Raw genomic sequence first — 19,824 nt, 5'->3', positions numbered from 1 at the left:
ATATTGATGGATGAATCAAGCGCAAGGAACTGGCAATTTTGGATTGATCGGGGGGGCACCTTTACCGATATTGTGGCCCAAAAGCCTGACGGCTCCATCGTCCTGCATAAGCTGCTGTCAGAAAATCCAGATCGCTATCCTGATGCGCCACTACAGGGGATTCGGGATCTGATGGGCATCGAAGCGGACCACCCCATCCCTGCGGACCAAATTGCAGTGGTCAAGATGGGAACAACGGTCGCTACGAATGCTTTATTGGAACGCAAAGGCGATCGCACCCTCTTGATCACCACCAAAGGATTCCGAGATGGCCTGCGGATTGGCTATCAGAATCGACCTGATATTTTTGCTCGCCAGATTCGGCTCCCGGAAATGCTCTACGAACAGGTGCTGGAAGTGGATGAGCGAGTCACGGCAGAAGGGGAAGTGTTGCGAGCGATGACCCCGACGATTGAAAGTCAGGTTCGAGCAGGGTTGCAATCGGCTTATGACTTGGGAATTCGGAGTTGTGCGATCGCATGTCTGCACAGCTACCGATACCCCGCCCATGAGCAGCAAGTGGCGGCTTTGGCAAAGCAGGTGGGATTTACTCAAATCTCGATGTCCCATGCAGTTAGCCCCTTGATTAAATGGGTCAGCAGAGGCGATACCACTGTTGTCGATGCCTATCTCTCTCCCATTCTGCGGCGATACGTAGATCGAATAGAAGGGAAACTTAGACCTAAAAACTCAACTGCTGAATCCCAGCCTCAGCTGTTATTTATGCAATCCAATGGCGGACTAACCCCCGCCCGGTTTTTCCAAGGCAAAGACAGTATTTTGTCGGGGCCAGCCGGGGGAATTGTCGGGGCCGTGCAAACCTGTCTAGCCGCAGGTTTTCAGAAGCTGATTACCTTTGATATGGGCGGTACCTCCACTGATGTTGCCCACTTTAAGGGTGAAGGAGAGGGTACCTATGAACGGGTGTTAGAAACTGAAGTAGCCGGAGTGCGATTACGGGCACCCATGATGGCCATTCATACCGTAGCTGCGGGTGGCGGCTCGATTCTCAACTTTGATGGGGCGCGCTACCAAGTGGGACCGGAGTCAGCAGGAGCCTATCCAGGACCCACCTGTTATCGTCATGGCGGTCCCCTGACGGTAACGGACTGCAATGTGATGGTGGGTAAAATTCAACCCCAGTTTTTCCCCCAGGTCTTTGGGGCTGAGGGCAATCACCCCCTAGATGTAGAGAGTGTTCAACAGGGATTTGCCACCCTCTCAGCAAAGATTGCTACAGCGACGGGAGACCAACGCAGTGCGGCTCAAGTCGCAGAGGGTTTTTTGGCCATTGCCATTGATAATATGGCCAATGCCATCAAAAAGATCTCGGTGCAGCGAGGTTATGACGTCAGTGACTATGCCCTTTGCTGTTTTGGGGCAGCGGGAGGACAACATGCCTGTCGGTTAGCAGAAGCCTTGGGGATGGAAACGATTGTGATTCATCCCTATGCGGGAGTCCTGTCGGCTTATGGTATGGGGTTGGCGGATCGGCGAGTGCTGAAGGAGCAATCCCTAGAAATTGCTTTGACTGCAGAGAGCATGACCCAGTTGACCGCAGAGATTCAAGGCTTAGGAGAAGTTGCGCTGACAGAGCTAAAACAGCAGGGAACTAGCGATATTCAGACCTTTGAGGTTGTGAAACAAGTTCATCTCCGCTACGAAGGTACCGACTCTGCTTTGATCGTGAACTTCGGTGCTTTAGCTGAGATGCAGACCCAGTTTGAGCAGCAGTATCAACAGCGATTTGGTCTGATTCAACCTAATAAAGGACTGGTGGTAGCGACGATTACCGCTGAGGCCGTGGGTAAAACGGCTCTCGATCCGGTTATGGCTTCTCAACCCCAAACAGCCATACCTACAGCGATGGCTAATATTTCACTCTTTTCTGAGGATCAGTGGTGGAATACGCCCGTTTTTAAGCGTCAAGACTTATCTACAGGAACCACGGTTCAGGGACCAGCCGTGATCTTGGAGCAAACAGGAACCAATGTAATTGAGCCAGGGTGGGCTGCCCACGTCACCGAGACGGGGATGTTGGTGCTGCAATATCAGTCCCCTCACAAACCAGAATCTCAGACTGATACCTCAGATCAGCCAGCTTCTGCCGCTCCCGATCCGGTGCGCCTAGAAATTTTCAATAATCTATTTCAATCCATTGCCGAGCAGATGGGATTTACCCTGCAAAACACCAGTTCCTCGGTGAATATCAAGGAACGGCTAGATTTCTCCTGTGCCATCTTTGATAGCCAGGGCTATCTTGTGGCCAATGCCCCTCATATTCCTGTGCATTTGGGGTCAATGGGAGAGAGCGTTCAGGCTTTGATTGCCGATCAAACAGAACCCTTTCAGCCGGGGGATGTCTTTGTTTCCAATAATCCTTATAACGGCGGTACCCATTTACCCGACGTTACGGCGATTACTCCCGTTTTTGTGAAGGGGCAGCCGCTGTTCTTTGTGGCCTCACGGGGCCATCATGCGGATATTGGTGGGATTACCCCTGGATCAATGCCGCCCCACAGCACCCACCTTGACCAAGAAGGAGTATTGCTGGACAACGTTAAGCTGGTGGATCAAGGGATGTTGCAGGAAGAAGGGATGCGCGATCGCATCTCCGCATCCCCCTATCCCGCTCGCAATCCAGACCAAAACCTAGCCGACTTGCAGGCTCAAATTGCCGCCAATACCAAGGGAGCGCAGGAGCTACATCGGATGGTGGATCAGTTTGGTCTGAGTACCGTCCAAGCCTATATGCAGCATGTCCAAGATAATGCTGAACAGGCCGTCCGCCGGGTGATTGCCCAACTCTGTCAGCAACGCGAAAGTCTAGTCTCTACCTATCAAGTGCCGATGGATTGTGGGGCGACCATTCAGGTGCAAGTCACTCTCAATCCTGACGACCGCAGTGCCATTATTGACTTTGCGGGTACTTCTCCCCAACAGCCCAGTAATTTCAATGCCCCCCTTGCCGTTTGCAAAGCAGCGGTTCTCTATGTCTTTCGCACCTTGGTTAATACCCCGATTCCCCTAAATACAGGTTGCTTAAAGCCGTTAGATATTCGCATCCCCCAAGGCTGCTTACTCAATCCCACCTACCCAGCCGCCGTGGTGGCTGGCAATGTGGAAACCTCCCAAGCGGTGACGGATGCATTGTATGCGGCCCTAAATGTCCTCGCTGCTTCTCAGGGCACCATGAATAATTTCACCTTTGGCAATCAGCAGTACCAGTATTACGAAACCATTTGTGGAGGGTCGGGGGCTGGTCCTGGTTTTGCAGGCACCGATGCGGTGCAAACCCATATGACTAACTCCCGACTGACGGATCCAGAAGTTCTAGAACTGCGATTTCCCGTATTGGTGGAGGAGTTTTCGATCCGCGCTCAGAGTGGGGGAAAGGGGCAGTACTGTGGGGGCAATGGCGTGATTCGACGGATTCAGTTTCGAGCGGCAATGACGGCCAATATTTTGTCCGGTCGCCGACAGGTCAAACCCTTTGGTCTGGCTGGAGGAGAGTCGGGCCGAACGGGCCAGACCCAAGTGATTCGAGCGGATGGCAGTATCGCAGAATTGATGGCAACAGATACGGTGGAAGTGGATAGGGGGGATGCGATCGCAATCCATACCCCCGGTGGTGGCGGCTATGGTCATTGACACCACAGCAGATGATTGGTCATTATCAAAAGGCCCTTTGTCTTGCCTTTTGTGTCTCGGAAGCTTGCGGCTGATCAATAACCTGTAGCCCCGTTTTAATTCATATAAATAATAAAAAATTTATTTTTACAAAACATAAATCAATCGTAATTTTCTTTGCTTTTGTTAATTTTTAATCGTGATCCCCATCACTGATTGACCATTTTAGGGAACACTAAGGTGGGCTATAGTAGACAGTGCAGAATTAGTTCAAACCTAACTGTAGGGATTCGGTAGAAAAAAGGCCAATCGATCGCAGGCAGAAGTTTTTGGCATTCTGTTGTTTCTAGAGGTTTATTTATCAATTATTTTTTTCGGACACTGTTGAGCTGTAGGTGCCCTCAATGACTAGCATAGGGCAGCTTATTGACGGTTTAAAGAGTGCTACAGATTCGACAGCACGGTCCCAACCGAAAGCTAAAAAACTCAGTTTTTGGCAACTCTGGAATATGAGTTTTGGCTTTTTCGGCATTCAGTTTGGGTGGGGCCTACAAATGGCCAACACCAGCAGTATTTTCGAACATTTGGGAGCACGAGTCCATCAACTGCCGCTGCTATGGTTAGCAGCACCTTTGACGGGACTTGTTGTGCAGCCGATTATTGGTTATCTGAGTGATCATACTTGGGGACCCTTAGGGCGTCGCCGCCCTTATTTCTTAGCGGGTGCGATCGCAGGTTCCATTGCCTTAATTCTGATGCCGAATGCTCCCAACCTCTGGATGGCCGTGGGATTGTTATGGATTTTGGATACTTCCGCCAATGTCAGCATGACCCCCTTCCGCTCCTTTGTGGGCGACTTACTCCCGGAAGAACAACGCACTCTAGGATTTACGATTCAAGGCGTATTTCATGGGTTGGCAGGTGTGATTGCCTCAGCGCTGCCTTGGTTACTCCACCACCTATTCGGTGTGGTTGAATCGCAAGAAAACTTTCATGCCATTCCGATCGCCATTAAGCTCTCGTTTTATATTGGGGCGTTCATCTTTCTCGGAACAGTGGTTTGGACGGTTCTAACAACGACTGAACCGCCGCCAACCGAGTTGGAGATATCCTCTCCGCAGCAGGAGCAGACTCATTCACAAGGGATGTTTGCAGATATTCGGATCGCGCTACAAGAGATGCCAACAGCGATGCGTCAACTGGCCTGGGTCCAGTTTTGTAGCTGGTTTGGCATGTTCTGTTTGTTTCTGTATTTCCCACCTGCGATCGCACATAACATTTTCGGGGCCACCTCAGAAGGCACCCTCCTCTACACCACAGGGATTGAGTGGGCCGGACTCTGCATCGCGCTATATAACGCGGTTTGTTGTCTCTTTTCCTTTGTCTTACCCAAATTAACCCAGCATATTAGTTTAAAAAACACCCATTCCCTCTGCCTACTTTGTGGGGCAACTGGACTGTGCTCCATGCTGTTGATTCACAATCAATACGTGCTTTTGTTACCGATGATTGGTATAGGGATTGCTTGGGCAAGTATGCTGTCCCTTCCCTATGCCATGTTGATTAATGTCCTCCCTGCCAGCAAGAGTGGCTTATACATGGGCATATTTAACTTTTTCATTGTTCTACCGGAGATTGTGGCATCCCTAAGTTTGGGATGGATGATGAACCATTTATTTGCCGATAATCGGTTAATCGCCGTTGTCCTGGGCGGCGTTTTTATGATGGGGGCGGCGATCCTCACACAACGTGTTCAAAGTAGTTCAAACATTCAGCCCTCTAACCCAAGCTATAGCGCTGCCGATCAGCTCGTCAGTACTCACTAAGGATGCATGGTCGTAAGTCAATCCAACGTGGGTTTGTTAAGCCCATAGGGAGTTGAGTTTTCCGAATCTTCTCAGGCTATCTCGAATCACGGGTGTAGCTTATAACACCGACATGAGTGTGGTTCGTTCAGCAAACCATAAAGCCCACATGATTCACCATGGAGAAGTGCAGACCATGCCAGATCAATGCAGATGAATTGCGGCCCTGGGCCTGAAAAACGTAAAAGCACTGCGGACCACAAGAGTTGAGCCTAGGCAACGATTAGGTAGCCTTGAGCCTCGCTAAAGAGGGTGGTTTGGTGCTCAGTGGCCGGATGAGTAAGCATACCGATTTCAACTGATGCTCTAGCTAAATTAATTGTAATTATTCCTATATCATGTTGAATCTAGGCTCAAATTATTGCTTTTACAATGTACAGATATAAAGTCATGGGTGAGCCTCAAGATCTTTTATAGTCAGCCTTTCTCATAGTTTTCAGATAGGAATTCCAGGCATATCCATGTAAAATTACTAAGAGATATTATCAATAATTTTTAAGTGCCCACTGTTCCAGCTCGACGTCAGTTGTCCCAGTCTCCGGTCCCGCTGGGATTGGGTCTAATCCTAGGTATAGGACTGCTTTGTGTCTGTTTTATGGCCAGTGTGGGGCTAGGGGTTGCTGATATCAGCCCCAAAACGGTGTATCAGGCTCTGATAGACTTTGATGGGTCAACGGATCAACTGATTATTCGAACTGTTAGAATCCCCCGCTCCATTACTGCCTTATTAGTCGGTAGCGCTGTTGCGGTGGCAGGGGCGATTATGCAAGGACTGACGCGCAACCCCCTCGCTGACCCCGGTATCTTAGGGATTAACGCTGGAGCCGCCTTGGCCGTTGTGGGGTCAGTGTTTTGGCTAGGTACAACGTCCCTTAGCGTTTATGCAGGGTTTGCCTTACTGGGTGCTGGAATTTCAGCCGTTACAGTCTATGCCCTTGGGTCCTTAGGGCCAGGCGGATTGACCCCGCTCAATTTGACAATTGCAGGGGCTGCATTTCAGATGTTTGTCTCGTCCGTGACCCTGGGCCTATTGATCCTGAGTCAGCGAACTCTAGAAGAGATTCGGTTTTGGATCGCGGGTTCTGTTGCAGGGCGTGACTTAAGCTTGGTGGGTCAAGTTTTACCCTATTTAGCAGTGGGACTAGTCATTGCCCTGGTCATGGGTAAACAGCTGACAACCCTGAGCTTGGGTGAGGATATTGCTCAGGGTTTAGGTCAGAAAACGACCTGGGTCAAAGGGATTGCGGCGGTGAGCATTGTTTTACTGGCAGGTGGCTCTGTTGCGATCGCAGGTCCAATCGGGTTTGTGGGCCTGATCGTACCCCATATCGTTCGATTCTGGGTAGGAGTCGATTATCGCTGGATTTTGCCTTATGCCGCCATTGTCGGTGCCATTTTGTTATTAATCGCTGATATTGGAGCACGGTTAGTGATTCAGCCCCAAGAGCTGCCGGTGGGGTTAGTCATGCCCTTATTAGGAGCCCCCTTCTTTATCTATCTCACCCGCTGGCAGGTGCGACGATGAAGCAGTGGTTGGTGGTTCGTCCCCCGCAGATTCCGATCTCGTTTCATTTGGACCGACGAGTTCCTCACATTATGGTGGGCCTGGTCCTGGCGACGCTGGTGGCCATGGTCCTCAGTGTCGGTCAAGGGGAATATCCAGTGCCGCCCTTAGACGTGATTAAAACGATCTTAGGGTTAGAAACAAGTAATCCAGACTTTGACTTTATTGTGATGACTCTGCGCCTACCGAGAACTTTGGTAGCCTGGGGCGTGGGTATGGGACTTGCGATCGCAGGCACAATCACCCAAGGCATCACCCGCAACCCGTTAGCTTCTCCAGACATTATTGGGGTCAGTGATGGTGCTTCTCTTACTGCTGTCACATTAATTGTCCTCTATCCAGAACTACCCACCGCTCTAATTCCTCTCGTTGCTTTTGGTGGAGCATTCACCGTTGCAGTACTGATCTACCTCTTGGCTTGGAAAGGCGGGAGTTCATCGGTTCGTTTAATTCTAGTTGGCGTCGGTTTTAGCTTAATTGCTGGAGCGCTAACGAACTTAATGGTGACTTTTGGCAATATCTACAACGTGAGTCAGGCACTAGTGTGGCTAGCAGGCAGTGTCTATGGCCGTGGTTGGGAGCAGTTAGGGGTGTTTGTCCCCTGGCTGATCGGGTTTGGCTTACTGGGCTGGTTGATGAGTCGAGAACTCAATGCGCTACAGCTGGGAGATGAAGTGGCTCGAAGTTTAGGGAGTCGCCTGGAACTCCAGCGAAGTCTGCTATTACTAAGCGGAGTAGCCTTAGCGGGTTCTGCAATCGCCACAGCGGGTAATCTTCGCTTTGTAGGGTTAATGGCTCCTCATCTAGGACGGCAGCTCGTAGGCCCCTCCCATGAAGGATTACTTCCGGTGGCGGCCTTAACTGGGGGCTTTGTCGTAGTGGTAGCGGATCTACTCGGTCGTTTGCTCTTTGCCCCCATTGAATTACCCTGTGGCATTATTACGGCCATTGTGGGAGCACCGTATTTTCTGTATTTATTGATTCGCGATCGCAACTCATGATCACTGACACTCCTGCCTACGCTCTCACGACCCGGAAACTCACCCTCGCCTATGAAGGCAAAGTGGTAATTGAGTCCCTCGACCTCGCGATTCCCACAGGACAAATTACAATCTTGGTCGGACCCAACGGCTGTGGTAAATCCACCTTACTCAAGGGCCTAGGGCGCTTACTCAAACCTAAGCAGGGTGTGGTGTACCTAGGAAGTGAGTCTATTGCTAAACTTTCCACCAAAGCGATTGCCAAACGGTTAGGGCTACTCCCCCAAGGACCCACCGCCCCAGAAGGATTGACCGTTAGAGATCTGGTAGCTCAAGGTCGCTATCCGCATCAGGGATGGTTACAACAATGGTCTAAAGAAGATGAGCAACAGGTGAACTGGGCCTTATCGATTACCCAAATGATCGAGTTTGCCCATTGCGCTCTGGATAACCTATCCGGTGGACAGCGTCAGCGGGCCTGGATTGCCATGACTTTGGCTCAAGACACGGATATATTACTGCTGGATGAACCCACGACCTATCTTGACCTAGCTCACCAGATCGAAGTCTTAGATTTATTGCATGATCTCAACCAGCAGCAAGGCAAGACGATTGTGATGGTGTTGCACGACCTCAATCTAGCCTGTCGTTTCGGTGATTATTTAGTTGCTATCAAGGGTGGGAGCATCTTTGATCAAGGCCAACCCAAACAGGTGATGACGGAAACAATGGTCCAAAATGTTTTTGGCTTAGAAAGTCGAATCATTAATGATCCGGTTGCCAATACTCCCCTCTGTATTCCCATCAGTCGTAGGTCATCTGGGACCGTCAGAGTAGGGCATCAATCCTAGCACCTGCAGATAAACTCATCAGCGTTATCGGCCGATGCCCCCTTCAGTTAAGGCTGCGAGATACAGCAGGTTGATAGAGGGTTTGCCAAGCTTTCACTGTCTTTGGACCAATTTTGCTATCCACCGAAGCACCACTTTCGGTGACTAAGCGGATTTGAATATCTTGCTCTGAAGCACTGCTCAGGGCGCTGGCTAACTCTGAATTAACAGGAAACGTATTGTGCTGCCCCGAGACTTGATAGATTTGCTCATCGATCTTGACGAACAATTTGACAATTTTTTTGGTGTCGATTAATTCGCTGCAATAGGATGATGATAAGAAGCCGTGATGACCATAGCAATCGCGATCTTTGGCGGTAAGCAGTAAACGAACATAGTCTTGGGTCCATAGGCTTTGGACTTCGATCCGCAGATGGGTATTTAAGAAGCGATCGCTAAAACGATGCCGATCAAACACGGCGATAAATTGGCCTTCAAAGGGATCTTCAACCTGAACAGGCTCGGACCAAGGTGGATTTTTACCAATCCCTAAGACAGCAGATTCTACAATCGGCAGCTCCGATGCCTGACTCACTAGCGGACTCATCACCATTAGTAGCGAAGCACTCAATCCTGTTAGGTAGGGTCGTAACATCTCGGTGCCTCCGGCACAATAGACCGATGCTTTCACAATAGCGCATCTCCTTTGAAAGCTAGGCCATAACTGATCAGACTTAAATCATTGGGCTGAGAATATAACCATGACTGTATCTAGCGCGACGATCTACCACATTCGCAATGCCACTCTAGAGGGCGGTGTGTATATCACTGGACAATCTGTTGAGAGCCCAAGTGCCCGACGACTCTATCAACGCTGCGCTCGATGTTTTCCGGGAGCCGATTGTCATGTATCTGGACGTGCGTTTCGGCGGCTGACGGAGTTATCGGATTACAGTCTACGCGACATCGTGAAAAACCTGCCTAAACCCGAATGGAACGATGAGCCTTGAGCAAACGACTTTTTGAAAACAATAGAGTACACCTCAGATGTTGGTAGTTGTCTGCAGTTGGTAGCGGCATAGCGGCACAATTACTTACTAAAAGCAGCCTTACAAAATGCTTGTGGTTGAATCCACAAATTACTGACAGCTCTTCAAGCCCATTAGGTTATCCAATAATGCATCACTCTAATGTACTCCAGTTACAGCCGTCGCAAATTGACAAAGCCAGTGAAATTGCAGCGAATGCATTGATATCAGATCCGGTCTTTAGCTATTTAACACCAGATGATCCGGAACTGAGATTTCAGGCATTAACTTGGCTGACGAGTCGATTAATGGCCTATTGCATCCAGTATGGGTATACCTATACGACATCAGATGCTCAAGGAGTAGCAGTTTGGTTACCACCAGCAGGAGACGTCTCCAGCCATTGGCCCCAGCAATTTAAGATGGCACTGCAGTTGAAGGTGTATCAGTTACCAGTGAAGGTGGGTTGGAATCGATTGCCACGATGGCTCAAGGTCTTGTATGCCATCGAAAAAGCCCAGCAACAAGATATGGGCGAGTCTCCCTATTGGGATTTGGGGCTAATGGTGGTTCACCCAGACCGTCAAGGACAAGGGATAGGAACCCGCTTACTAGAACCCATTTTGTGTCGGGCAAGGGATGAGGGTCTTCCTTGTTCTGTGGTAACAGCGACAGAGTTGGCCGTGCGGTTTTACCAAAAAAATGGGTTTGAAATCACGCGTAAACAACAAATTGCTGCTGATGCACCGTCATTTTGGATACTCAAGTGTCATCCCTGATATCGGTTTCCCAAGATTGGAATGGTCGAGTCTCACAATCTGGTCATCGCACTTTACCGAAAAATGATGGTGGAGTGATAGCACTTTTGACGACTGAACAACAACGTTAGATTGCTGAACTCGCCATCAAGGAAATAGCTCGTCATTCTTTCCCAGCAGTGACGAATCGATACTACTATTGGGACTGTTGACTCCACCACATTTGGCTATAGGCCCCCTTCTGGTTGAGCAATTCTGGATGAGTGCCTCGCTCGATAATTTTGCCTGCTTGCACCACCAAAATTTGATCAGCACCGACAATCGTTGATAGACGATGGGAAATCACCACCACGGTTTTGTCTGCCACTAACCGATCGATCGCATGTTGGACCAGAACTTCACTTTCAGCATCCAGGGCAGAGGTGGGTTCATCTAGCAGAATAATGGGTGCATCCTTGAGAATAGCGCGGGCAATCGAGATCCGCTGACGTTCACCCCCAGACAGTGCACCGCCCACTTCTCCCACTCGGGTGTGATAACCCTGGGGAAAGCGTTGAATAAACCCATGACAATTCGCGATTTTGGCAGCGGTGGGCTATTTTTGCTATTCGTGGTAACTGCACTTGTTGCACGCTAGCTCACCTATAGACAACTGGGCAAATCCTTTTCATGATAGCGGCAGGAACAGCTCTGACCTCTTTGGGAATCAAGTTCCTCGCGTTTCACATATTGTTCAGCGCCCACCCCAAACCGCGATTGGAAAGCCTACAGAAAACCGACAAGACTTAATTTTGATGATATTATTTCTCAATAGCTATTGCTGCTCCTCACCGTTAGAAGTGTGCTTCCAGCCCTATGACTCTCTTCCTTTCTGTTCCAGAGTTCTTGAGCCAGCAAGCGGATGAGACCAGTTTACGTAAAGCGATTCGACAACCGTGGACGATTCCCCTAAAAGACAGAACGGGAAACAGTCATGGCTATCAGCAGCGGGTGAAATTGCGTCCTGGACTGCATCTTCAGATTGATGACTATACGCTGCAAGATGATTTAATTGTGGACTTAGGTGAGGATAAACCCTGCGCTCCTTACCAACACTTAGAGATGAGCTTTATGCTCTCGGGTCATAACCTTCATGAGAAAATGCAGCCTGATCACAGTTTCATCCTGGCTGAATGGAAAGAATCACTTGGTGCAAAGTTCAATTGGCAAGCTGATGAGCGAGTCCTAAAGTTTGACATTCACATCGAATCGACTCTCTTTGAAACTCTAGTGGGTGAGCAACTTGAAGTATTGCCTTCACTTCTAAAACAGATCGTTCAAAATCCTCACCTCAATCAGAATCAGTTCCAGCATGTACAGCCGACGACAGCAGCTATGCGGTCTGCTGTTCATCAAATTCTGCATTGTCCCTATCAGGGGCTAACCCGCTGGCTGTATTGGGAAAGTAAGGTTATAGAGCTAATTGCGCTCCGGCTAGAACAGGTGAGTTCAATTAGTTCTCAGGCCGTGACAATATCAGGACTACAGGCTGAGAGTGTTGATCGGATTCATTATGCCAGCACCATTCTACACCAGCGCTTAGATAATCCCCCGTCATTGCTGGAACTGTCTCGGCTAGCGGGCTTGAATGACTGCACGCTCAAGCAGGGATTTCGCCAGGTCTTTGGCACAACGGTGTTTGGCTACCTAATCCAACGCAGGATGGAGAAAGCTTGCCAGTTGCTCAAGCAGCAGCAGTCCATCGCGATAGTTGCAGCGGCGGTTGGCTATGCCAGTTCCACAACCTTTAGCAGGACGTTCCGACAGCGCTTTGGAGTATCCCCGAAGGAATATCAACGGGGAAAGCTGTAGGGATATCTATAAAATAACTCGTTTTGAAGAGAAAAAATTCCGTATCGGATAGAAAAATTCTCCGTATCGGATAGAAAATCGCGACCCTTACTAGATAGCCTGAAGGGTATCTAGTTGCTAGGGATTCTTATTTATACTGTGCAACTGATTATTTCGTGTGGTTAACAGAGGCGTGGGAAATGCGAGCAATAAAATCGCTGCGGCTGGGGCTATTGGTGGTCGGAGGGTGGGCGATTGCACCTATCATCTGTGCGACCCCATTAAAGGCTTCAGCAGAAACAAGCCCTTCAGCCATTCAATCTAAAGAAACAAAACAGGCCGATCCGAAGCAGCCCCCTTCCACAACAGTCAAGAACTGGATGGCGCAAATCGAAGCAGTACGAGTGCAAATTACTGGGGTACGGCTGGAGGAAACAGAGACAGGGTTGCAGGTGGTCTTAGAAACGGCGGATGGGACGCTGGCGACGCCGACAACGACGGTGGCAGGCAATGTTCTGACAGCAGAGATTCCCAATGCGGTGTTGAGCTTGCCGGAGGGAGAAGCATTTGAAGCAGCGAATCCAACGGTAGGGATTGCCCAGGTGAGTGTTACGGGGCTACCAGGGGATCAGGTACAGATTGCAATTACGGGGACAGATGCCCCACCCATAGCAGAGGTCACCTCCTCAGCGTCAGGCTTAGTATTTGCCATCACGCCAGAAACAGTTAGTGCTGAAAGTGTTGAGGACGAGGAAGAGGAACTTGAGATTACGGTGACGGCGGAACGGATTAGCTCCGACACGACAATCCTTGATACCCCTGCAAGTGTGCAGATTATTCCTCGTGAGGTTTTCGAAGAGCAAGGGATAACCAAATTCTCTGATGCACTAAGATTGACGCCCGGTGTATCACAAAGAACAGCGCCTAACTCTAACGTCAACAGTGTGAATATTCGAGGCTTCAGTGTTAATTCTCCAAGTTTGAGAAATGGGGTTCCAGAAGCTTTGGCATTTTCATTACCCAGGGACTTGAGTAATGTAGAGCGCTTAGAAGTGTTATCAGGACCAGCATCCGTTATTGGTGGTCAGATTTCTCCGGGTGGCATCATCAATATCGTTACGAAACAGCCTCTTTCATCCCCTTTCTATGAGTTATCTGCTAGCTATGGCAGTTTCAACACCTTTGAAGGAGCTGCTGATCTATCTGGTCCGCTTAATAGCGATAAGACGCTGAGCTACCGTCTGAACGCATCTTACCTACAATCAGGTACGTTTATTGATGCAGATAACGTTAATGTTGACCGAGTCTCGATTGCCCCCGTACTAAGCTGGGACATTAGCGACCAAACGAAGCTAAATATTGAAGGACTCTACCTAAACTCAAAAACACCTCAGCGAATTGGTTTACCTGCCATTGGTACAGTTCTAGATAACCCTAATGGTGAGATTCCTAGAGATCAGTTTGTAGGAGAGCCTGATTTCGACCAAAATGATCGACAAATCACTCAAATTGGCTACGATTTGAATCATCAAATTAGTGATGACTGGGAGCTGCATCAGACATTTCGCTATACAAACTTACAATCATTGCAAAGAGAAGCCTTTGTCCAGACGCTACAGGATGATTTTAGAACCTTAGAGCGACGCGGTAATGAAGCGGATGTCAATATTGATAATTTCCAAGTATCTGCTTATATAGAGGGCCAGTTTAAGACCGGACCCATAACGCATAAGTTATTGGCAGGTATCGACTATAAGGATGAAGAGCAGTTTAACGAAACACGGCGCTTTGAAATAGGCAATATTGATCTGTTTGAGCCAACATTCACTGGAGTAGGCACCCAATTTTTTCAAGGGGAGGTTGTACGTAATAGACGGGAGGTAGGGCTTTACCTTCAAGATAAACTAAGTTTTTGGGATGATCGCTTAGCCATTGTGCTTGGCGGTCGGATAGATTTTGCACGTTTTGCTATTGAGAATATAACTGATGGAACTCCACAGGAATCGCAAAATGACACTGCCTTTAGCCCCAGAGTTGGGATTCTGTTCAAGCCGACAGAGAATGTCTCACTATATGGAAGTTTCAGCCGCTCCTTTCAACAAATTATTGGCGATAGTGCTACAAATGAACCATTTTCGCCCTCTCGTGGAACACAATATGAAGTTGGTGTAAAGGCAGACTGGCTTGACAAAAAACTCTCAACCACGCTTGCTCTTTATAATTTAACTCAAACCAACGTTCTTACATTCGATCCCAATGATCCTTTTTTTGATGTTCAAACTGGAAAACTTCGCAGTCGAGGAATTGAACTCTCAACCCAAGGAGAGATTTTACCCAACTGGAATATTATCGGATCTTATACATATACGGACGCCAAAGTTACTGCAGACAATAGGATCCCAGTAGGGAATCGATTTAGGAATGTACCTGAACATTCTGCCAGCCTGTGGACCACCTACACGATTCCCAGCGGTAGCTTGCAAGGGCTAGGATTTGGTCTAGGACTGTTTTATGTCGGAGAGCGAGAGGGGAATTTAGACAATTCGTTTCAGTTACCAAGCTATTTCAGAACCGATGCAGCTATCTACTACAAACGCGACAGATTCAAGGTTGGGTTGAATGTGAAAAATCTGTTTGATATTGATTATGTAGAATCTGCCACTGATGATCTTAGGGTAAATTTAGCTGATCCACTTGCCGTTCAGCTTTCGGTTTCTTACGAGTTTTAGCATTGAAACTAAGTTCTCAAGTTATGGCTTAGCTCTTTTAGCGTCCGGTCGGACAAGTTCAATCTAATTGTGAGAAAAACAAGATTTAAGCAAACAAGACTTTGTGCAGAATCTATAAGAAATTATAGATTCTACTCCTTAGATCGAATCTACAAAATGTTCCTTCTATTTGTGTTGACTGCCTTGATCGTCGCTTGTCATCATGCTTCAAAGCCAGAGGTAACGTCCTCTGCTGATTGCAGATCAGTTCAACATGCAGTGGGAGAGACTTGTGTTCCCGCAAAGTCTCAGCGTCTAGTGACCTTGAGTATGCCCACAATGGCAGATGCGATCGCTCTTGATGTTCAGCCTGTTGGTAGTACTTCGTTCTACGTCAATGATCAAGTTCCATTTTATCTAGAGGGACGACTGCAAGATTTTGTAAAAGTGGGCAATAATGAACAACCCAACCTAGAAAAAATCTTTGCGCTTAAACCAGACTTGATAATTGGCTTGGAACATATAGAGTCCATTTACGATAAGCTATCACAAATTTCTCCAACAGTCCTGGGTAACTGGCAGGGTTACCCCTCTTGGAAAGATCACTTTAACTTTGTCGCACAAGTCCTGGGAAAGGAAGCTGAAGCAAAGCAAGTGTGGGCACATTACGAGCAGCGAATCAATGACCTTAGAACTGAACTGGGTTCTAACTATCAAGATATTGAAGTCTCATTTGTGAGGGTATGTTGTAACAACTGGGCCACGGATGTCAAAAACTCGTTCAGCGGCATAATTTTTGAAGACATCGGACTCAATCGTCCATCTGCTCAGGATATTGAAACTGAAAATGGATTGCTCAAGCTATCTGAGGAAGCATTAACTCAGTTTGATGGTGACGTTATTTTTCTGGTTGTAGCGACCGATAAAAATTCTGTAGAGGCAACAGAGAAATTGAAAAAGAACCCGCTCTGGCAAAAATTAAAAGCCGTTCAACAAGGGAAAGTTTATCCCGTCAATTATGAAGCTTGGCGAGGGGGTAATCCCCTAGCTGCCGATGCAGTCATTGATGATCTCTTCAAATACCTAGTCGAAGAAACAGCACCAGATGCTCTATCCACATCATCGCGCTAGGGCATCACCGATGCGATCATCGCCTCTCCAACCAATCCTGCAAATCCGCCCAACTCGTGAAATCCAGCAGCGCCTCGCTCAAATCTTCAAGTTCAGATAGAGAAAGAGATGCAAGGCGCGATACTGCCCCAGATACATTTTTCCATCCATAAACTAGATGTGTTGTGCGTACCTTCACCCTCCTTTGGTTCGGTCAACTGGTATCCACCATCGGCAGCTACATGACCGGGTTTGCCCTCACGCTCTGGGCCTGGGAGTTAACCGGATCCGCAACGGCTCTAGCACTGGTCGGCTTCTTCTCTCAATTGCCCCGGATTCCTGTCACATTAATCGCTGGCATAATTATTGACCGCTTTAGCCGCAAGCATTTAATGGTCCTCGGGGACAGCATTGCAACCCTCTCGACTGTCGGCATTGGCATTCTCTACCTCACCGGCAGTCTACAGATCTGGCATCTTTATGTAGCAGCAAGTGTAAGAGGTGGCTTTGGAGAAGTACAACGCTTAGCCTATCAAACCTCTATTTCTTCAATGGTGCCCCCGATCCAGCTGACGCGAGCCAACAGCATGAATTCAGCGGTCCACTATGGATCCATCATCTTTGGCCCTGCTCTTGCTGGAATACTTTATCCGCTGACGGGACTCATGGGCGTTTTGCTGGCTGATCTAGGGACATTTGGGGTTGCGATCGCAACCCTCCTCACGATCAGCATCCCTCAACCGACCCACCACCAGACCGCCGAACCGTTATGGTCTAACCTCACCTTTGGTTTTCGGGGAATCTGGCGACAGCCTAGCTTGCGATCGCTATTGCTGATCACTGTCCTATTCCGGTTTTTCCATGACCTGGGTGGCGCGATCTACGACCCGATGATTCTGGCCCGCACCAACGGCAGCGCTCAGACTTTAGCCAACACCGCAGCCGCAGCAGGGATTGGCGGTATTACGGGTGCAATTGCCCTAACCGCTTGGGGTGGACCTAAACGACGGGTTAATGGAATGTGCATGGGGTATATCGGTGCAGGCATCGCTAAAACGGTTTTTGGACTCGGCTCAACACTCAAGGTTTGGGTCCCAGCTCAGTTTTGCTCCTCGCTGAACTTTCCCCTCCTGGGCAGTTCAGAAAAAGCTCTATGGATGGAAAACACCTCGCCAGACATTCAGGGACGGATTTTTGCCGCAAACTCATTTGTCCTACAAAGCGTGAGTACCATTGCCTCCCTTATGGCGGGTCCCATTGCCGAGCGCCTGATTGAACCTGCGATTCAGAGACAAGCCTGGATTGTGCGTCCTTTGCTTGAAACCACGCCAGGAGCAAGGATCGCACTCTTGTACGTCTTCACATCACTCGCGTTAATTCTCGTAGGGATAGGGGGCTATTGCTTGCCTGCTCTACGCCGGGTAGATGAGACTATGTCGGTTACCAACTGATGTGATGACGGACCTTTCCTAAAACCGTCATTCTTCTGAAACGCTATTGCTAGAGAGTTTTCCTTGCTCCAGCGATCCGATCAGACGTATGATTAACAAGAATCATTCTTAATTAAGGTCACAGTACTGGGTCAAACGGTACCTCATTCAAAGCTCAGCAAGACTGCTCCGTGACTTTTGCTAAATCTAATTTGAGTAATTTTCCTAATTAAATGATAGCTCCTCCCAACGCCACATCTTCAGTGGCCCTGACGACGCGCAAGTTCACCCTTGCCTACGACGACAAAGTCATTATTGACAGCCTTGATTTGGCGATTCCAGCAGAGAAAATCACAGTGTTGGTAGGGCCTGGTAAATCAACCTTACTCAAGGGGTTAGGGCGATTACTGAAACCGAAGCAAGGAAAGGGGTATCTGGGGAGTGAGTCCATTGCCAAACTCTCCACCAAAGCCATTGCCAAACGATTAGGGTTGCTGCCCCAAGCCCCCACCGCCCCAGAAGGATTGACCGTCAGGGATCTGGTGGCCCAAGGTCGCTATCCGCATCAAGGCTGGCTGCAGCAATGGTCCCGCGAAGATGAGCAACAGGTGAACAGGGCTTTGTCAATGACGCAAATGCAGGAGTTTGCCCCTTGTGCTTTAGAAAATCTATCCGGTGGCCAGCGCCAGCGGGCCTGGATTGCCATGACTTTGGCTCAAGATACGGACATTTTGCTACTGGATGAACCCACTACCTATCTTGATCTCGCCCATCAGATGGAAGTCCTAGATTTGTTGTATGACCTCAACCAAGACCAAGGCCGCACCATCGTGATGGTTTTACATGATTTAAATCAGGCCTGTCGTTATGGTGATTATCGCGTGACGGTTCGGGACGGAACGGTCTATCAGCAAGGCCATCCCGAACAGGTCATGACAGAAGCGATGGTGCGAGAGGTGTTCGGTTTGGAGAGTCGAATTGTAAGTGATCCAGTGGCTAGAACACCGTTATGTATTCCCATCGGTCGAAAGATATCCCTTAAGACGCCTATCTCATAAGGTGTAGTGAACTGGGGTTAACCGCTTTGCCTTTGCTTTGACGTTGGTTTGAAAGGGGAAATGATCATGTCGTCGGGCAGCCGTTTAGAGCCACTCCAAGTGGGCCAGAACGGCTGCCCCACTTGGAGTGGCTCTTTAGCCTTACTCGTTGTGGATAGATGGGGGGATGCCCTCAAGAGATGGGTTTGTTCTAATTTCTTAATGACAGTTATTTTAGCCAGTGACTTATGTCTATCCCACTGCTAGCAGCACAGCAAATCGGTCGAACCATCGAGGGCCGATGGATTTGGCACCGCCTTGACTTCGAGCTTATGGCAGGTGATCGCTTGGCGGTGGTGGGTCCTTCGGGAGTGGGAAAAAGCCTTTTACTGAGAAGCATTGCGGGCTTAGATCCACTGCAAGCGGGGCAAATCATATTCAAAGGACAGCCCCTATCCAAGCTGGCCATGCCCCAATACCGTGCCCAAGTGATCTACCTGCATCAACGTCCTGCCCTCATGGAGGGCACTGTTGAGTTTAATCTTCAGCAGGTGTATCGACTCGCCATTCATCAACAGAAGACCTACTGCCAAAAGGACATCCTCCAGAGCTTGGCCCCTCTCAAACGGGATCGGCATTTCCTGCACCGCCAGGTGGAAGATTTGTCGGGTGGGGAAGCCCAAATTGCAGCGTTATTGCGAGTATTGCAGCTGGCACCGCAGGTATTACTGCTGGATGAACCCACAGCCTCCATGGATGAAACCTCAGCCCAACAAGTTGAGCTACTGATTCATTTATGGCAACAGGCTGATCCCACACGAGCCTATCTGTGGACGAGCCATAATGCGAATCAACTCCAGCGTGTCACCGATCGCCAAATCGCACTTAGGAGAGCGGGCTATTGACGACTCATCCCGCTAACCCTACGGGTATAGCAGGAGATTCTTAAGAGCACTTGACTCTTACTGGTTGCGCCAAGCAACCTCTAAACTCTCCGAGTAAATCATCGAGCTTA

Annotated in this window: 15 protein-coding genes and 2 pseudogenes; 14 read left to right on the top strand and 3 right to left on the bottom strand. The window is 48.9% G+C overall.

Annotation, left to right across the window (positions count from 1 at the left end):
• Positions 1-6 precede the first annotated feature (6 nt).
• From Q0986_RS01920 to Q0986_RS01895, 6 genes and pseudogenes are all read left to right on the top strand, one after another.
• Positions 7-3,690: a hydantoinase B/oxoprolinase family protein gene (locus Q0986_RS01920; RefSeq protein WP_299402845.1), complete on the top strand. Its 3,684-nt coding sequence runs from the start codon at positions 7-9 to the stop codon at positions 3,688-3,690.
• Between the two features lie 488 nt (positions 3,691-4,178).
• Complete coding sequence (locus Q0986_RS01915; RefSeq protein WP_366918491.1) at positions 4,179-5,495, top strand: MFS transporter; 1,317 nt, start codon at positions 4,179-4,181, stop codon at positions 5,493-5,495.
• A gap of 40 nt (positions 5,496-5,535) precedes the next feature.
• Positions 5,536-5,827 (top strand): annotated as a pseudogene (locus Q0986_RS01910) (IS1 family transposase); the annotation flags it as partial.
• Between the two features lie 206 nt (positions 5,828-6,033).
• Positions 6,034-7,059, top strand: coding sequence for an iron ABC transporter permease (locus Q0986_RS01905; RefSeq protein ID WP_299402840.1), 1,026 nt, complete (start codon positions 6,034-6,036; stop codon positions 7,057-7,059).
• A complete protein-coding gene (locus tag Q0986_RS01900; RefSeq protein WP_299402838.1) occupies positions 7,056-8,099 on the top strand; it encodes an iron ABC transporter permease in 1,044 nt (347 codons plus the stop codon). The genes Q0986_RS01905 and Q0986_RS01900 overlap by 4 nt, the downstream gene beginning before the upstream one ends.
• Positions 8,096-8,929 (top strand): ABC transporter ATP-binding protein, encoded by an 834-nt coding sequence (locus tag Q0986_RS01895; RefSeq protein ID WP_299402836.1) that lies wholly within the window; start codon positions 8,096-8,098, stop codon positions 8,927-8,929. Before Q0986_RS01900 ends, Q0986_RS01895 begins: the two co-directional genes overlap by 4 nt.
• A 43-nt stretch (positions 8,930-8,972) precedes the next feature.
• Here Q0986_RS01895 and Q0986_RS01890 read toward each other — a convergent pair whose 3' ends face one another.
• Complete coding sequence (locus tag Q0986_RS01890) at positions 8,973-9,599, bottom strand: hypothetical protein (protein WP_299402833.1); 627 nt, start codon at positions 9,597-9,599, stop codon at positions 8,973-8,975.
• Between the two features lie 70 nt (positions 9,600-9,669).
• Here Q0986_RS01890 and Q0986_RS01885 point away from each other — a divergent pair, with 70 nt between their 5' ends.
• Both Q0986_RS01885 and Q0986_RS01880 read left to right on the top strand, forming a co-directional pair.
• Entirely contained in the window at positions 9,670-9,918 is a 249-nt protein-coding gene (locus Q0986_RS01885; protein ID WP_299402831.1) for a hypothetical protein, read from the top strand.
• Positions 9,919-10,085: 167 nt separating this feature from the next.
• Entirely contained in the window at positions 10,086-10,715 is a 630-nt protein-coding gene (locus tag Q0986_RS01880; RefSeq protein ID WP_299402829.1) for a GNAT family N-acetyltransferase, read from the top strand.
• 175 nt (positions 10,716-10,890) lie between these two features.
• Here Q0986_RS01880 and Q0986_RS01875 read toward each other — a convergent pair.
• Positions 10,891-11,283: pseudogene (locus Q0986_RS01875) on the bottom strand (ATP-binding cassette domain-containing protein); the annotation flags it as partial.
• A gap of 266 nt (positions 11,284-11,549) precedes the next feature.
• Here Q0986_RS01875 and Q0986_RS01870 point away from each other — a divergent pair.
• The 3 genes from Q0986_RS01870 to Q0986_RS01860 all read left to right on the top strand — a co-directional run bounded on the left by Q0986_RS01870 (position 11,550) and on the right by Q0986_RS01860 (position 16,363).
• The gene (locus Q0986_RS01870; RefSeq protein ID WP_299402827.1) at positions 11,550-12,545 is read left to right on the top strand and encodes an AraC family transcriptional regulator; all 996 of its coding nucleotides are present in this window, start codon (positions 11,550-11,552) and stop codon (positions 12,543-12,545) included.
• A 179-nt stretch (positions 12,546-12,724) separates the two neighbouring features.
• Positions 12,725-15,253, top strand: a complete 2,529-nt coding sequence (locus tag Q0986_RS01865; protein ID WP_299402825.1) for a TonB-dependent siderophore receptor — start codon at positions 12,725-12,727, stop codon at positions 15,251-15,253.
• A 309-nt stretch (positions 15,254-15,562) separates the two neighbouring features.
• Positions 15,563-16,363, top strand: coding sequence for an iron-siderophore ABC transporter substrate-binding protein (locus Q0986_RS01860; RefSeq protein ID WP_299402822.1), 801 nt, complete (start codon positions 15,563-15,565; stop codon positions 16,361-16,363).
• 16 nt (positions 16,364-16,379) lie between these two features.
• On the opposite strand, the gene Q0986_RS01855 is transcribed toward Q0986_RS01860, so the two are convergent.
• A complete protein-coding gene (locus Q0986_RS01855) occupies positions 16,380-16,541 on the bottom strand; it encodes a DUF4351 domain-containing protein (RefSeq protein WP_299402820.1) in 162 nt (53 codons plus the stop codon).
• Here Q0986_RS01855 and Q0986_RS01850 point away from each other — a divergent pair.
• From Q0986_RS01850 to Q0986_RS01840, 3 genes are all read left to right on the top strand, one after another.
• Positions 16,528-17,793 (top strand): MFS transporter, encoded by a 1,266-nt coding sequence (locus Q0986_RS01850; RefSeq protein WP_299402818.1) that lies wholly within the window; start codon positions 16,528-16,530, stop codon positions 17,791-17,793. The two genes, Q0986_RS01855 and Q0986_RS01850, sit on opposite strands and share 14 nt — an antisense overlap.
• A gap of 212 nt (positions 17,794-18,005) precedes the next feature.
• A complete protein-coding gene (locus Q0986_RS01845) occupies positions 18,006-18,830 on the top strand; it encodes an ABC transporter ATP-binding protein (protein WP_299402816.1) in 825 nt (274 codons plus the stop codon).
• 227 nt (positions 18,831-19,057) lie between these two features.
• Positions 19,058-19,714, top strand: coding sequence for an ATP-binding cassette domain-containing protein (locus Q0986_RS01840; RefSeq protein WP_299402814.1), 657 nt, complete (start codon positions 19,058-19,060; stop codon positions 19,712-19,714).
• The last annotated feature ends 110 nt before the right edge of the window (positions 19,715-19,824 follow it).

The organism is Acaryochloris sp. IP29b_bin.148 (assembly GCF_028285565.1).
Lineage (GTDB): Bacteria > Cyanobacteriota > Cyanobacteriia > Thermosynechococcales > Thermosynechococcaceae > Acaryochloris.
The sequence above is the reverse complement of the archived record's forward strand: the minus strand, read 5'-3'. Positions and strand labels throughout refer to the sequence as shown.

What these genes read in the sequence shown, in the direction of transcription:
- Q0986_RS01920 (WP_299402845.1), top strand. Translation starts at nt 7, where the DNA reads ATGGATGAATCAAGCGCAAGGAACTGGCAATTTTGGATTGATCGGGGG.
- Q0986_RS01915 (WP_366918491.1), top strand. Translation starts at nt 4,179, where the DNA reads ATGAGTTTTGGCTTTTTCGGCATTCAGTTTGGGTGGGGCCTACAAATG.
- Q0986_RS01900 (WP_299402838.1), top strand. Translation starts at nt 7,056, where the DNA reads ATGAAGCAGTGGTTGGTGGTTCGTCCCCCGCAGATTCCGATCTCGTTT.
- Q0986_RS01895 (WP_299402836.1), top strand. Translation starts at nt 8,096, where the DNA reads ATGATCACTGACACTCCTGCCTACGCTCTCACGACCCGGAAACTCACC.
- Q0986_RS01885 (WP_299402831.1), top strand. Translation starts at nt 9,670, where the DNA reads ATGACTGTATCTAGCGCGACGATCTACCACATTCGCAATGCCACTCTA.
- Q0986_RS01880 (WP_299402829.1), top strand. Translation starts at nt 10,086, where the DNA reads ATGCATCACTCTAATGTACTCCAGTTACAGCCGTCGCAAATTGACAAA.
- Q0986_RS01870 (WP_299402827.1), top strand. Translation starts at nt 11,550, where the DNA reads ATGACTCTCTTCCTTTCTGTTCCAGAGTTCTTGAGCCAGCAAGCGGAT.
- Q0986_RS01865 (WP_299402825.1), top strand. Translation starts at nt 12,725, where the DNA reads ATGCGAGCAATAAAATCGCTGCGGCTGGGGCTATTGGTGGTCGGAGGG.
- Q0986_RS01860 (WP_299402822.1), top strand. Translation starts at nt 15,563, where the DNA reads ATGCCCACAATGGCAGATGCGATCGCTCTTGATGTTCAGCCTGTTGGT.
- Q0986_RS01845 (WP_299402816.1), top strand. Translation starts at nt 18,006, where the DNA reads ATGATAGCTCCTCCCAACGCCACATCTTCAGTGGCCCTGACGACGCGC.
- Q0986_RS01840 (WP_299402814.1), top strand. Translation starts at nt 19,058, where the DNA reads ATGTCTATCCCACTGCTAGCAGCACAGCAAATCGGTCGAACCATCGAG.